General features: G+C 64.1%; 14 protein-coding genes. 7 read left to right on the top strand and 7 right to left on the bottom strand.

Annotation, left to right across the window (positions count from 1 at the left end; all coding sequences use genetic code 11):
* Nucleotides 1-28 precede the first annotated feature (28 nt).
* Nucleotides 29-388, top strand: a complete 360-nt coding sequence (locus tag ACFVV1_RS37445; protein WP_389999110.1) for a WXG100 family type VII secretion target — start codon at nt 29-31, stop codon at nt 386-388.
* Between the two features lie 63 nt (nt 389-451).
* Nucleotides 452-754 (top strand): WXG100 family type VII secretion target, encoded by a 303-nt coding sequence (locus ACFVV1_RS37440; protein ID WP_389999107.1) that lies wholly within the window; start codon nt 452-454, stop codon nt 752-754.
* A gap of 188 nt (nt 755-942) precedes the next feature.
* Here the strand turns inward: ACFVV1_RS37440 and ACFVV1_RS37435 are convergent, their stop codons facing one another.
* Complete coding sequence (locus ACFVV1_RS37435) at nt 943-1,269, bottom strand: hypothetical protein (RefSeq protein ID WP_389999104.1); 327 nt, start codon at nt 1,267-1,269, stop codon at nt 943-945.
* 114 nt (nt 1,270-1,383) lie between these two features.
* Here ACFVV1_RS37435 and ACFVV1_RS37430 point away from each other — a divergent pair, with 114 nt between their 5' ends.
* On the top strand, nt 1,384-2,268 hold the full coding sequence (locus ACFVV1_RS37430) for a helix-turn-helix domain-containing protein (RefSeq protein ID WP_389999101.1): 885 nt from the start codon (nt 1,384-1,386) through the stop codon (nt 2,266-2,268).
* An 11-nt stretch (nt 2,269-2,279) separates the two neighbouring features.
* Nucleotides 2,280-2,471 (top strand): DUF397 domain-containing protein, encoded by a 192-nt coding sequence (locus ACFVV1_RS37425; protein WP_389999098.1) that lies wholly within the window; start codon nt 2,280-2,282, stop codon nt 2,469-2,471.
* A 696-nt stretch (nt 2,472-3,167) separates the two neighbouring features.
* Here ACFVV1_RS37425 and ACFVV1_RS37420 read toward each other — a convergent pair.
* A complete protein-coding gene (locus ACFVV1_RS37420; protein WP_389999095.1) occupies nt 3,168-3,398 on the bottom strand; it encodes a hypothetical protein in 231 nt (76 codons plus the stop codon).
* A 335-nt stretch (nt 3,399-3,733) separates the two neighbouring features.
* On the opposite strand from ACFVV1_RS37420, the gene ACFVV1_RS37415 reads away from it, so the two are divergent.
* The 3 genes from ACFVV1_RS37415 (at nt 3,734) to ACFVV1_RS37405 (ending at nt 5,089) form a co-directional block, all read left to right on the top strand.
* The gene (locus ACFVV1_RS37415) at nt 3,734-4,087 is read left to right on the top strand and encodes a DUF4333 domain-containing protein (protein ID WP_389999093.1); all 354 of its coding nucleotides are present in this window, start codon (nt 3,734-3,736) and stop codon (nt 4,085-4,087) included.
* Nucleotides 4,088-4,435: 348 nt separating this feature from the next.
* The gene (locus ACFVV1_RS37410; protein ID WP_389999191.1) at nt 4,436-4,969 is read left to right on the top strand and encodes a DUF5753 domain-containing protein; all 534 of its coding nucleotides are present in this window, start codon (nt 4,436-4,438) and stop codon (nt 4,967-4,969) included.
* A 30-nt stretch (nt 4,970-4,999) separates the two neighbouring features.
* On the top strand, nt 5,000-5,089 hold the full coding sequence (locus ACFVV1_RS37405; RefSeq protein WP_389999090.1) for a DUF397 domain-containing protein: 90 nt from the start codon (nt 5,000-5,002) through the stop codon (nt 5,087-5,089).
* Nucleotides 5,090-5,267: 178 nt separating this feature from the next.
* Here ACFVV1_RS37405 and ACFVV1_RS37400 read toward each other — a convergent pair whose 3' ends face one another.
* The 5 genes from ACFVV1_RS37400 to eccCa all read right to left on the bottom strand — a co-directional run bounded on the left by ACFVV1_RS37400 (nt 5,268) and on the right by eccCa (nt 13,008).
* On the bottom strand, nt 5,268-5,447 hold the full coding sequence (locus ACFVV1_RS37400) for a hypothetical protein (RefSeq protein ID WP_389999087.1): 180 nt from the start codon (nt 5,445-5,447) through the stop codon (nt 5,268-5,270).
* 160 nt (nt 5,448-5,607) lie between these two features.
* Nucleotides 5,608-6,270 carry a hypothetical protein gene (locus tag ACFVV1_RS37395; protein WP_389999084.1) on the bottom strand — a complete coding sequence of 221 codons (663 nt, stop codon included), beginning with the start codon at nt 6,268-6,270 and terminating at the stop codon, nt 5,608-5,610.
* Nucleotides 6,251-8,428, bottom strand: coding sequence for a hypothetical protein (locus ACFVV1_RS37390; protein ID WP_389999081.1), 2,178 nt, complete (start codon nt 8,426-8,428; stop codon nt 6,251-6,253). Before ACFVV1_RS37390 ends, ACFVV1_RS37395 begins: the two co-directional genes overlap by 20 nt.
* The gene (locus tag ACFVV1_RS37385) at nt 8,428-8,871 is read right to left on the bottom strand and encodes a hypothetical protein (protein WP_389999078.1); all 444 of its coding nucleotides are present in this window, start codon (nt 8,869-8,871) and stop codon (nt 8,428-8,430) included. Before ACFVV1_RS37385 ends, ACFVV1_RS37390 begins: the two co-directional genes overlap by 1 nt.
* Before the next feature lie 162 nt (nt 8,872-9,033).
* A complete protein-coding gene (gene eccCa, locus ACFVV1_RS37380; protein ID WP_389999075.1) occupies nt 9,034-13,008 on the bottom strand; it encodes a type VII secretion protein EccCa in 3,975 nt (1,324 codons plus the stop codon).
* Nucleotides 13,009-13,049: the final 41 nt, after the last annotated feature.

Genomic DNA, 13,049 nt, shown 5'->3' with positions numbered 1-13,049 from the left:
TAAGAGCACTAGGAAGGAAGCCGAAACCATGGCCGATCAGAAGCTCTCAGATGCCGCTCTCCTCAAGCTGGAGGGTGAGCTCTCCACGCGGTTCGACTCCGTGAAGGGCCAGTTGAAGACGCTACAGGCGACGATCGACAGCCTGGAAGGCGCCTGGCAGGGCATCGGTGCCGGCGCCTTCAACAAGAAGCAGGACGCCATCAACCAGAGGATGATCAGCATCGCCCATCGGCTCGTCAGGTACCAGGAGGCCATCAAGGCGGCCCGAACCATTTCGGGCAACACCGAAGACGAAATCAAGCAGGCCCTCCAGGGCATCGACGTCGTCGACGGTTACTCGGGTGACGCGACCGCGGAGGCCAGGACCTCGAACCTCAACTACTTCTGACCTGCCGCGCCTGTACCACGTACGAGGCCTTCATACCAAACCTAGATAACACGGGAGGACCGCATGCCGAACAACAACGACGGCACGATGGTTGTCACTTACTCGAGCCTGGATCTCGCAGCCGGCGCCATTGACCGGCAGAGCAAGCAGCTCGAAGAGGACCTCGCGTCCATCAAGCGGATGATCGCCAATGTGTCCGAGCTCTGGGTGGGCGAAGCCAAGAGTGCCTATGACGCCGCTCAGGCCGGCTGGGACGATGACGCCAGGGGGATTCACACCGCTCTGAGCCAGATCTCCAGCAAGGTGCGCGAAGCTGCTGCTGCTTACCATGCCGGCGACAAGCGGGCGAGGGCCAACTTCGAGTAGAACTCGGCGGAACACAGGTCAGGGTGGGCACGCACGGGAGGTGCCCACCCTGAGCTGTGTCCCGAACACCAAGCCGAGCACAGAGCAGCGCCCCTGCCACGAGGCAGGGGCGCTGTCACCAGACCCCGGAGCAGCACCATCCCCGTCTCGGAGGCCCAGCAGGTACGGGGCGAGAGAGTTGATCTCTGTCAACTCGCGGGCGTATTTAGGGTAGTTGGTTCCGACCATACCAGGTATCCGATACTTCCCGGGCGCAGGGAAATCAGCTGGGTCGCACGATCGGGAGTGCGCAGCGACATCCGGAACCCGCCGTCCACAGCGGTGACCTGCGCGCTCCCGTCGTCGTGTGCGAGGCCCCACGCGGCGACACGGGCGTCAGGCTCGCCGCTGTCGGTTTCGAACTGCTCGACCACGGCGAAGAGGCGGGGTGCGGTGGCTTCGACGAGGGCACGGATCTCGTCGGCGAAGCGGTCAGGAAGACCAGTGGGGGAGGAAGGTGGAGATACGTTAGCCATGCGAAGTCTCCTGTCAGTGGGAGGAGTTGAACCGCATTGATAACGTAGCTTGTGTAGGGATAGATGTATCCCTTTCATGGGGAGAGTTTAGGTATTCCGTCGTGTGAGTGACGGATGGAATACCTGCGCGAATGGAGGTGGGTTCGGGTGGCGCGAGCGATGCCTCCGACACTGCGGCAGCGGCGCCTGGCAGCCGAACTACGCAAGCTGCGGGAGCGGGCCGGACTCACGTCGACGATGGCTGCGACGTGCGTCGGTGTTCAGCAGGCGAGAATGAGCATGATCGAAGCTGGGCGTTATGCAGTGAGCGCTGACCGAGTGCGTGCCATGGCGAACAGTTATTCATGCGATGACGCCGCTCTAGTGGATGCCATGACAGAGATGACGGGCGGCCGAGAGCGCGGCTGGTGGGACGAGTACCGTGAGCTGCTGCCTGCGGGGCTGATCGAGGTCGCGGAGTGTGAGCACTGGGCGACCTCGGTGCGTGTGGGGGTAGTCGTCTCCGTGCCGGGACTGGTGCAGACGCTGGAGCACGCTCGAGCAATGTTCAGGCAGAGCGTTCCGCAGTTGCGGCCCCATGAAATCGAACATCGCGCTTCTTTCCGAGTCAAGCGCCAAGCGGTGCTCTTCCGGGAGGTCACACTTCCCTACACCGCCATTGTTCATGAAGCGGCACTACGTATGCGGTTCGGTGGACCTGAGGTCACTCGAGCGCAGTTGCTTCACATGGCCGCGATGATGGAGCAGGACAACGTCACGATCCGAGTGATTCCCTTCGAGCGCCAGGATTTCCCCGCTGCTGGGCAGCCGATCACCTACGTCGCCGGGCAGGTGCCGCAGTTGGACACCGTTGTGCTGGATTCCGATCACGGTTGTGACTTCCTTGATGCTGAGGCACAGCTTGCGCGCTATAGATCTGTCCTGGACCGCATGGAGAGCTGCGCGCTCAGCCCCGCGCAAAGCCGGGACTTTGTCCATAAGATTGCCAGAAGTCTCTGAGAGGCCATTTCATGTCCGCGTACAACTGGCAGAAGTCCTCGTACAGCACCGAGGGCGCGAACTGCATCAATGTCGCAGGCGCGCCTGATGGCACGTTCCGGCTGCGAGAGAGCGACGAGTCAAACGTGATACTCATCGCCGGCAGGGTCGGCCTGTCCGCACTGCTCGCATCGATCAAAGGTGACCAGGTAGTCGGCGCGTAGTGCAGAGGGCAGGGCGAAGTTCCCCTCTGATCCGGACGGTTGATACTGGGAAGTACGGATCCCGGACCTGCCGACCGTGACTTCACCGCCGAGCGACCCGGTCAGAAGTTGGTCAGGGACATCACGGCCGAGCTCGTCGTCGCCGCGCTGCGGATGGCTTCCGAAGCATCGCCCCCAGGGATGACAGGCGGCCGAGAGTGCGGACGGTGGGACGAGCCAGGTGGGCTGCTACCCGTGGGACTGGGCGAGGTCGCGGTTGTGGGCACTGGGCGACCTGAGTGCGTGGATGTAGGCGGGAGGGAGACCCCTGCCCACGGCCGTCTCGCGGGAGAGCGGGTCGTGAGCGGGGGTGTCAGGCGGTGCAGCGGAGAGCTTTTCAACTTTGGCACAAAGCCGAAGGTGAAGTCCTGGATGTCCTTGCGGCGTTCGGCGACGTTACCGCCGGCCTGTCCGTCGACGGTGACGTATGCAGTGAGGCGGTCGGCCTTGGGGCTGGCGCATCCGGTACTGACCATGGATATGGCGTCGCCCAGTGCCCCCAATCCGCCGAACGGCAGGTTCTCCATTTCTCCCGGTTGGTGACACGGAACCCTTCCGACGGGGCCATCGAATCGTAGATCTTGTCCACCTTGTCGCGCCCCGAAGTCGGACTACCAGTTCGCCGTCCACCACCCTCTGTTCTCTGAACTATGTGGATCACGGTTGTGGCCTGCTGGGCATGCCGAGCTCGATGGTGGTGCTGCGGGTGGCGATCTGGTCGAGTTGGGCAAGTTTCTGTCGGGCTCCGGCGAGGTTGATCTGCAGTCCCTCCACTTCGCCGAGCCAGCCCCTGCGTCGGGCTTCGTCGATCCGCGCGATCAGGTTGTCGCGAACTTCGAGGAGGCGGGGACGCCGACCGGGTTCCTGACGAAGGAGTGGGCAGCGCATACAGGAGCGCTCGTGGATGCAGGGGGTCGCGTAGGAACGGCGACCCGGGCGGGAGAGTGCTGAGCCTTCACCCTCGCGTCAAAAGTCGATGAAATCGAGATCAAGGGGCAGTTCGACAACTTCAAGAGTCAGTTTTCCCGATCTGACCCCTCGCGGGTGGGGGGCGTTTGCACGTAGAGCGAAGAGTTCATGGAGCACCGGCGGTTGCTCGTTCGGACTGAAATGTTTACTGCTCCGGTCCGGGTCAGGGCGCCGCTCCCGCGGCATGCCGGAGCGGTCCCGCCAAGTATGCTTTCGGCGTCTTCCTGTCTTGATCACCCGGAGGGGGTCCCACCATGACCAAAGCCCGGTTGTCCGCGATAACTTGGAGCCTCTCGGCCGCAGCTGTCAGCGCGCTGCTCACCGGCTGTTCGGGCTCGGTCAGTGTGGGAAATTCCGATCCGAAACTGTCCGCGGACAAGTTGGCCACCACGGTCTCCGAGAAGCTCGCCGCCACAACGGGCCAGCCGAAGCCGGACGTCACCTGTCCCGACGGCCTCGTCGGGAAGGTCGGCAACACCACCCGTTGCACGCTCACAGCGAACGACGGCAGCACTTTGGGCGTGACGGTCAAGGTTTCATCTGTTGACGGAAGCAAGATCAACTTCGACATCAAGGCCGACGACACGGCTTCTCCGGCTGCGAACTGACAACTGATGCCTTGCGCGCACTCGACGAGTGCGCGGTGGCCGGCGAGCGCGGAGTTCGCCCGCTACTCCCACACGGACGTCGGCGTGTGCTCCAGGACGTCGCCGAGGTAGTTGAGCCTCGGTAGTGCGTCCTTCGGGCGGAGGCGGCCTCGAACCGGGTGATGAGCTCGCCCTTGCCGTAGCGGATCGGGGTGCTGGCGGGCCCGAGGTCGGTGCGCAGTTACCTCTCGAGCTTGTCGTCGGCGAAGTCCCCGTCGAGGTCGTCCGCTTCGCGGATCACGGTACGGGCGACGGTGGCCGGGGTGGTGACCGAAAAGACGGAGTAGTACGTCGTCTTCATCGTTGACGATGACCACGCGGCGCCGCTTGGGCGGGCGGGACGGGTCTTCGTTGTTCATGGTTTCGTTCGGCTTCTGCTCCAGCGCACTGACGCGGGACGCACAGGAGGCTACCGGGTGTCCTGAGGCCGCGGCATTTGTGACGTTCTGCGCCACGTGGCAGTTGGGGACGGACTTCCTCAGAGGTGCTCTTCCGGGAGGTCACACTTCCTACACTGCCATCGTTCATGAAGCAGCGCTGCGTATGCGGTTCGGTGGACCTGAGGTCACTCGAGCGCAGTTGCTTCACATGGCCGCAATGATGGAGCAGGACAACGTCACGATCCGAGTGATTCCCTTCCAGCGCCAGGACTTCCCCGCTGCTGGGCAGCCGATCACGTACGTCGCAGGGCCGGTGCCGCAGTTGGACACCGTTGTGCTGGATTCCGATCACGGTTGTGATTTCCTCGATGCTGAGGCACACCTTGCACGCTATAGATCCGTCCTGGACCGCATGGAGAGCTGCGCGCTCAACCCCGCGCAAAAGCCGGGACTTCGTCCATAAGATCGCTAGAAGTCCCTGAGAGGCCATTTCATGTCCGAGTACAACTGGCAGAAGTCCTCGTACAGCACCGAGGGTGCGAATTGTGTCAATATCGCCGGCGCGTCTGATGGCACGTTCTGACTGCGCGAGAGCGACGAGCCAAACGTCATACTCATCGCCAGCAGCGTCGGCTTGTCCGCACTGCTCGCGTCGATCAAAGCTGACCGGGTCACCAGCGCATAGCACAGGGGACAGGGCTTCTCCGTAATGGCCCCTGCCCATAGCTGTCTGCCGGGAGAGACGGTTATGGGCGTGGGTGTCAGGCCGTGCAGCGGAGAGCCTTCTTCACTGTTGGTACGAAGTGAAGAGTGAAGGCCTTGATGTGCTTGCGGCGTTCGGCGACGTGGCCCGACTGACGGCTGATGGTGATCTGCACGACGAGGTGGTCCGCCGTCGGGGCCACGCAGCCTGCACTGACCATGGCGTTGAAGTCGCCCACCGCACCCAGCCCCTGTACGGATCCGAGTAGCCGGGGGGTGAGATTCCCCCGGCTACTCGGATCTTCACGCCGCCCGTTTTGCCGAACGTCACCAACCTAAGGCGAACCCCACCGGCCCGTCCTCGAACGGAACACGCCCTGCGCCCTGCCCGGCCGTGGATCACTTGAAGCGGGGCAGCTTGTCGGGAAGCTCTTGGGCTTCCTGGCACTGCTGAATTTTATAGTTGTACTTCAGTAGCTGATAGGAAAAGTCGGTGACCGCCTGCCGCAACTCCATTCCGGTTGCCCGGGTTTCGCCGATTGCCCTGGACTCCACGATCAACGCATAGGCATTTCGCGCTTCTTCGGGCTTCTTTCCGGGCGGCGTACAAGGGACGTACATGGAAACATCATCCGGGGATGCAATCACACTGACGCCTCCCGCTCGCACCTCGAACGTCCCTTTATCCCGACCATGGCCGTAACCTTCTCGCCAATCATCGAAGGAGGCGTCATGCACCAATCCATCGCCGGAAACAATTGAGTCCTGACTGCGAGTCTTGACATTGCAGGAGAAGACGAAGCTCTCCCCGAATGGATCAACCGTCCTTGCGCGTTCATGAGCTGTCATCGTGCTCGGAAGAATTTTGGCCACTATCTCTCGATCAACCGCGCCCGAACACACCTTGGCGGGCAAGCGGTCAACCCCCTTGGTGAAAACCTCCACATAGCCGAAAATGGCCACGGCCAGAACAGTCAGACCCAGAACGGCCTGAATGGCCATCCTTTTCTCGATCCCCATTGCGGCAACCCCATCTTCACTCTCACGAACTGGGGCGGACATGACTGTCCTCCAAAACTTGGTCACTCCGCGTCCAGCCGGCATTGATTCCTTCCAGAATCAACATATCTGTAGAATCACCAGGCAGCTTTGATTCATGCGCAGAAATTGCATCACGTGCTGAATTCTGTGTTTGCACTACGGCTGAATCCTGCGCGTGAGCAAGCCCCTTCCCTGATGCGTACAGGGAAGCGTCGAGTGCGGTCTCCTCTTCACGTCCGTCCATCAGCCGATCGACCGCCATGCCGATGATTCCACCGAAGAAACCGCCGCCTGCCGCTCCCACCATTGCGCCCGACAGGTTCTGAGGTGCCAGCGCCACAGCCCCCACTCCAACGCCGGCAGAAGCGATGGCTTTGTAGAAGTCACCCTGACCCTTGAGAGCCTCTTTCTCACTTTTTTCGGATTCCAGCGTTCCCGCAATCGCGGCGTCGGCAACCGAGTGACCCACGATTCCCTCAATGAGTCCGGCATTGGTGGCGACCGCCTTGATCGCAACGTTCGGATCTCCATCAAAAAGAGAAGGATCCGAGACATGAGCCTCTAGGAGGCTACTGGTGTAAATCGTCTCGCCCAATCGGATCGCAGCCCTCCCATCTTTATCACGGGCAACCTCGTACAAAAATCTCTCACTATCCACCTTTTTCAACCCGGACGGATCGGCACTACCGGAAAGGAAGACCGAGTCGGACCCTTTCCCTGTCAGAGCTTGGCTGATCTCAGGCATATAGGCAGAAGCCATATGCCCAAAACTCGCGCCAATGGCAGAGTCCACGAGATCGGTCCCATTACCGGGCTGCGCAACAGCGTTCATAACGTTTTTCATGATCTCGACCTGCGTCTTGGTGTGCGGCGCCGGTTCGGTCGGCACCTCGCCGAATGACACACTCGTAACGGCCGCTTCGAGCGCGTGCCCTACCGACTCCCCCCTGTCCGTGTACCTGGTGCTCTGGAGTACATGGTCAAGGACTGCCTTGTCGTCGAAGGTGTTCGTGGCCGCTTCGGCGTTGTGAGAAAGAGCGTCCATGAAGCCGGTCACCGGGTCGTGCCCGTTGCCGTCCCCGAATATTAGGTCCGCCGACTGGTCCGGAACCGTCCAGACGTCCTTGGTGTTCATTCCGACACTGCCCGCCGGAGCCATGTCCGACTTGAGTAGCTTCTTGCCGTAGTCGTCGAGGAATTCGCTGTCGTACTTGCCGTGGCCCATCAAACTGCTGATGACCTGGAACCCGATGGCCCCGATCGGACCCTTCAGCGGATTTGTCGGGTCGGCCCTGAAGTCGGTGTTGCCTTCATTGATCAGGCCATGCTTCCACTCCTTCATCTGAGCGGAATCGGAGTACGTGGCCGAGGCCAGCGTCAGACTCAGGTTCTTCTGGAGATCCTTGAGCCCCTCCAGTTCGGCTCCCTTGACCCCTGCATACCGGTCGGTGACCTCCGCCCAGAACTGCAGCGTGTCCTTCGGCTCGGCCGAAAGAGCGAACTGCTCAGAGAAGAGCGGGTCGTCGTGGTATTTCTTCAGGTACGTGTTGAGCCTGGCGAGGTCCTCGGCGGTGCGGTTCTCGGGATCCTTCTTCACGATCTTCGCCATGTCCTTCGCGGCCTGCAGGGCGTCGGCAGCGGTATCGCGGTCCTTGTAGGAAGTGTCGGAGAAGCCGTACTCGGCATGGTTGGCGATGGCCTTCAACACCTGGGCGGCGGTGCTGTCACTCTCGGTGGCCTTGTTGAGGATCTCCTGAAGATCGTCCCGCAGTAGCTTCATCGCCTCCTTGCTGCCGGCGGGCTCGGGGTGGACGTTCACGAAGACGGTGAAGCCGCCGCCCTTCGTGCCGACGACCGAGAGATGCTTGTCCCAACCCCGGTCAATCACCCGATTGAGCTCGTCGCGGTAACTGATGAGCTCGCTACGGGTATCGCGGAGAATGTTCCGGATGCTGGTGGCCTGGGTGACGGCATCGGCGAACTCTCCTGCCGTCCTGTTGATGAACTCCCGCGAGACGGTGGCATTGACGCCCGCCCAGTTCGCCCTGTTCGCTCTGGCCATCAGATCGTCCCGCGCGGTCTTCTCCATCGCCGTGAGGTGCGTGATCATTCCGGTCCAGTCCTCGACCGCGGTCCCGAGCGATGCGAAGTTGCCGTGGCGCAGTGCCTCGATGTCCATCAGGCCTTGGTCCCCTCGTCGAAGCCCTTGTCCAGCGTCGAGATGCTACTGACGGTGGACGCGATGAAATATTCGTCGCCCCGGTGCGCCTTCTTGGTGTAGTCCATGTGATTCGAGATGTGGGCGCAGGCATCCACTAGCGACTGCAGTTGCTTCTCCCACTTCTTCTGCACCTGGTCGAGGCCACCACCGAGCTCGAACTCCTGGGAGGTGAGATCCCTTGCGGCAGTCTGACTGCTGGACCACGCGTCCCGGCCGTGCTGCGCAAGGTCCTCGAACAGTCTGAAGGCGCTGTCGCCGACAGCGGCCAGGTCCTGCTGATCGACCTTCAGGTCGCCCTGCTTGCTGTCGCTCCCCGCAGGTCCGGCTGTGTTGAGCTGCATCTGCGTGCTGTTCCCGTCGGCCGCATCGGCCTTCAGCTGCTCCCACTCGGCCCATGCCATGCGCGGAACCCTTCGGTGTGCGCCCGGAGTACCGGACTTTCGGAATCTCTTCTGTCCTGTGAGCGGCAGCCGCATCAGCGGCCGCCTGCCGGCGCCAGAGGAGGGGAGCGCGGGGCGGGCGCGACCGGTCGTACCGACCCACCCACCGCCCCGCAGGCAGCCCTACCGCTCCCCGTCCATGAGCCCCGACTGCACCAGCGGATTCCCGCGCCGCCGGGTGACGAAGACCCCGCGCCCCGGGGGCATCGGGCGCGGTCGTACGTTGCCGAGGACGTCCCCCTCGACGGGGTCGCCCGAGAGCATCAGACCCTGCGCGCCCAGCTCCATGATGCGCTGCATGAACGGCTCGTACAGGGCCCGTCCGGCCCCCGCCGTGCTACGGGCGATGATGAACCGGACGCCGACGTCACGTGAGAACGGCAGCATCTCCGTGAGCTTGGCCAGCGGGTTCCCGCTGGATGTGGAGACCAGGTCGTAGTCGTCGACGACCACGTACACCGTCGGGCCGCTCCACCAGCTGCGTTCGCGCAGTTCCTGCGCCGTGACGTCGGGCGACGGCGTACGGCGCTTCATCAGGTCGTACAGCGCGTCCATGTGGTGCTCCATGTTGTTGGACATGGGCACGTACTCCGCCAGGTGCGTCGCAGGGGTGACGTCCAGGAGCGCTCGCCGGTTGTCGATGACGAAGAACTTGCAGACGTTCCCGTCGTACCTCTCGGTCAACTGCTTGATGAGCAGCCGCAGCAGATTGGACTTGCCGGACTCGCTCTCGCCGAACACCAGGAAGAACGGGTCGCGCTCGAAGTCGAGGAAGACCGGCTCCAGGTTGCTCTCGTCGATGCCGAACGCGATGCCCCGCTCCGGATGCGCGTAGCCGGCGGGCAGTTCGTGCACCGGGAGTTCCCGGGGCAGCAGCCGGACCGCCGGGGCGGGAGCCGCGGTCCAGTGCCGGGCGACCTCCTGGTTCATGGCCGCCGTTGCCTCGGAGAGGTCGCTGTCGGAGTTGATGCCGTCGATCCGCGGTACCGCGGCCATGAAGTGCAGCTTCTCCGGCGTGAGACCACGACCGGGCACGCCGGGCGGCACGTTGACCGCGGCCTTGCGGTCCAGTTCGGAATCCATGACGTCGCCGAGCCGCAGTTCGAGCCGGTTCATCAGGTGGTCCTTGAGGTTGGCCCGGACCTCCATGGAGCGCGACGCCGTGACGATCAGGTGGATGCCGTATCCGAGGCCGCGCGCCGCGATGTCCACGGCCGCCGGTTCCAGACCCTCGTAGTCCGTACGGAAGTTGCCCCAGCCGTCGATGATCAGGAAGACGTCGCCCCACGGCTGGTCCGTGACCGAGATGTCGCCGCGCGCCCGCAGCCTGCGGAAGGTGGCGATGGAGTCGATGCCCGCGCTGCGGAAGTACTCCTCGCGCCGCGCCATGATTCCGTACACCTCGGAGACCGTGCGCCGTACCCGCTCCGGGTCGAGCCGGGAGGCGATCCCGCCGACGTGCGGCAGACCGGAGACGGAGGCCATGCCGCCGCCACCGAAGTCGAGTCCGTAGAACTGGACCTCCTGGGGCGTGTGGGTGAGCGCGAAGCCCGCGATGAGTGTGCGCAGCAGCGTGGACTTGCCGGACTGCGGACCACCGGTGATCTGCATGTGGCCCGCGGCGCCGGAGAAGTCCCGGTAGAGGGTGTCGCGCCGCTGCTCGTACGGCTTGTCGACCACGCCGAGCGGTACGACGAGCCGGCCCGAACCCTCGAATCCGGGCTGGGTCAGCCCACGGCCCTCGACCGCGGAGAGCCCCGGAAGCAGCTCGTCCAGCGACGGCGGGTTGTCCAGCGGAGGGAGCCACACCTGGTGCGCGGAGGCCCCCCGGCCCTCCAGCCTGCGCACGATCACATCGAGCACCGTGTCCGCCAGGGCGTCGTCCTCCGGTGTACGCGCGTCGGGCACCAAGGCCCCGGTCCGCGGGCTCGGCTGGACGTACTGCACCGGCACCGGAGCCGCCGTGAACACCACCGGCCTGCGGTCCACCGGCAGGGGGCCGGAGGATACGGCCGGCTGGGCGCCCGAGCGGTACACCCCGGAGACGTACGCGGCCTTGAAGCGCACCATCTCGTCCGTGCCGTACTTCAGGTAGCCGGAACCGGGGACGTTGGGCAGGTGGTAGGCATCGGGCACACCCAGTGCCGCCCGGGACTCGCCCGCCGAGAACGTGCGCAGGCCGACCCGGTAGGACAGATAGGTCTCCAGACCGCGCAGCCGGCCCTCCTCCAAGCGCTGCGAGGCCAGCAGCAGATGGACGCCCAGCGAACGGCCGATACGCCCGATCTGCACGAACATCTCGATGAAGTCGGGTTTGGCGGTCAGCAGTTCACTGAACTCGTCGATGACCAGAACGAGTGAGGGAATGGGCTGCAGCGGGGCGCCCGCGGCACGCGCCTTCTCGTAGTCATGGATGTTGGCGTAGTTGCCCGCGTCGCGCAGCATCTCCTGGCGCCGGTTGAGCTCACCGCTGATGGAGTCACCCATGCGGTCCACCAGCGTCAGATCGTCCGCGAGGTTGGTGATCACCGCTGCGACGTGGGGCATCTGTGCCATACCGGCGAAGGTGGCACCGCCCTTGAAGTCCGCGAGGACGAAGTTGAGCGTCTCCGAGGTGTGGGTGACGGCCAGGCCGAGTACGAGCGTACGCAGCAGTTCGGACTTGCCGGAGCCGGTGGCGCCGACGCACAGGCCATGCGGCCCCATGCCCTCCTGCGCCGCTTCCTTGAGGTCCAGCATCACCGGGGCGCCGTCCTCGCCGACGCCGATCGGGACGCGCAGCCGTTCCGCCTGGGAGCGGGCCCGCCAGGTCCTGCTGACGTCGATCGAGGCCGCGTCACCGAGGTTCAGCAGATCGGTGAATTCGAGATTGGCGAGCAGGGGCTCGTCGTCGTCCCCGCCCGAGGCCACATGGAGCGGCGCAAGTTGCCGGGCCAGTGCTTCGGCGGCCTCATAACTGAGCAGGTCGGGAAGGCCGTCGTAGACCAGCCCGTGCCCGGACTCCAGCCGCAGCGAATGGGGGTGCACCACGACGGACAGGCCGCCGCGCGCCCCGTTGACCTCACCCGGTACGACCTCGACGACCGTCACGCCCTGGAGGCCCTCGGCGGCAGCGAGCGCCGACACCGGCGATACGGACTGGCCGTCGAGCACGACGACGACATGAGACTGGTCCATGAGCGGCTGGCCATCGGGCTGGAAACGCGGTCGGCCGTCGAGCCGGCCCGCGAGCATTTCCTCCAACTCCGCGATGCTCGTGGTGATCAGACGGCGGCCACCGGCACCGTCGATGAGGTCCGGGGCCTGGACGTGCGGAAGCCACTTCGCCCATTCCCAGCGCGGGGCGGCGTCCCGGTCCGTCGCGACGGCGATGATCAGGTCCTCGGGGGAGTGCAGCGAGGCGAGCGCACCGACCATCGCACGGGCCGTGGAACGGACGGACTCCGCTTCGCCGCTGATCGTCAGGTGGTAGAAGGCGCGCAGCGAGACCGCCATCGGCAGGCCGTCCAGCGTGCTGTGGGTCGTCAGGAACTGCTGCATCGCTCCCGCGGTCAGCGGCTCCAGCTCATCGACCGGCGCGGTCTCGGGCGCGATGAGCGGCGTGGCGAGTTCCTGACTGCCCAGACCGATGCGTACCTGTGCGAAGTCGGCGTCACCGACGCGGCGCTCCCACACTCGGCTGCCCTCGGCGACAAGCGCCCACAACTGGTCCGGGGACGGGTGGAGATAGAACTGTGCGTCGCGTTGTTTGCGGGCTGTCTTCAGCACGGCGCGTCTGGTTTGCGTCAGATACTTCAGATAGTCACGCCGCATGTCGGCGAGCTGCCCCTGGGTGCCCCGCCGGAAACGGACCATCATCGCCACGGCCATGGCGACTGTTGACGCGATCATGATCACGCCCATGATCCGCATGATCGGGTTCGGGGTCATGAAGAAGAAGACGACGGAACCACCCATGCCGAGCATCGGCAGAAGCTGCATCATCACCCCCTCCTGCTGACCACGAGGCAGTTCCGGCGGAGGTTGCAACTGCACCTGCTCATCCGGCACTTCGGAGGGCAGGGCCCGCGGTGGGCGCTTGACGACAATCTGGCTCACAGCTCACCAATTCCCTTGCCGGACAGAACTGTTCGTATCGG

The sequence above is a fragment of the Streptomyces sp. NPDC058092 genome, from assembly GCF_042884935.1.
Taxonomy (GTDB): domain Bacteria; phylum Actinomycetota; class Actinomycetes; order Streptomycetales; family Streptomycetaceae; genus Streptomyces.
The sequence above is the reverse complement of the archived record's forward strand: the minus strand, read 5'-3'. Positions and strand labels throughout refer to the sequence as shown.

Coding starts and splice junctions, on each gene's coding strand:
- ACFVV1_RS37445 (WP_389999110.1), top strand. CDS start 29: ATGGCCGATCAGAAGCTCTCAGATGCCGCTCTCCTCAAGCTGGAGGGT.
- ACFVV1_RS37440 (WP_389999107.1), top strand. CDS start 452: ATGCCGAACAACAACGACGGCACGATGGTTGTCACTTACTCGAGCCTG.
- ACFVV1_RS37435 (WP_389999104.1), bottom strand. CDS start 1,269: ATGGCTAACGTATCTCCACCTTCCTCCCCCACTGGTCTTCCTGACCGC.
- ACFVV1_RS37430 (WP_389999101.1), top strand. CDS start 1,384: ATGGAATACCTGCGCGAATGGAGGTGGGTTCGGGTGGCGCGAGCGATG.
- ACFVV1_RS37425 (WP_389999098.1), top strand. CDS start 2,280: ATGTCCGCGTACAACTGGCAGAAGTCCTCGTACAGCACCGAGGGCGCG.
- ACFVV1_RS37420 (WP_389999095.1), bottom strand. CDS start 3,398: ATGCGCTGCCCACTCCTTCGTCAGGAACCCGGTCGGCGTCCCCGCCTC.
- ACFVV1_RS37415 (WP_389999093.1), top strand. CDS start 3,734: ATGACCAAAGCCCGGTTGTCCGCGATAACTTGGAGCCTCTCGGCCGCA.
- ACFVV1_RS37410 (WP_389999191.1), top strand. CDS start 4,436: ATGACCACGCGGCGCCGCTTGGGCGGGCGGGACGGGTCTTCGTTGTTC.
- ACFVV1_RS37405 (WP_389999090.1), top strand. CDS start 5,000: ATGTCCGAGTACAACTGGCAGAAGTCCTCGTACAGCACCGAGGGTGCG.
- ACFVV1_RS37395 (WP_389999084.1), bottom strand. CDS start 6,270: ATGTCCGCCCCAGTTCGTGAGAGTGAAGATGGGGTTGCCGCAATGGGG.
- ACFVV1_RS37390 (WP_389999081.1), bottom strand. CDS start 8,428: ATGGACATCGAGGCACTGCGCCACGGCAACTTCGCATCGCTCGGGACC.
- ACFVV1_RS37385 (WP_389999078.1), bottom strand. CDS start 8,871: ATGGCATGGGCCGAGTGGGAGCAGCTGAAGGCCGATGCGGCCGACGGG.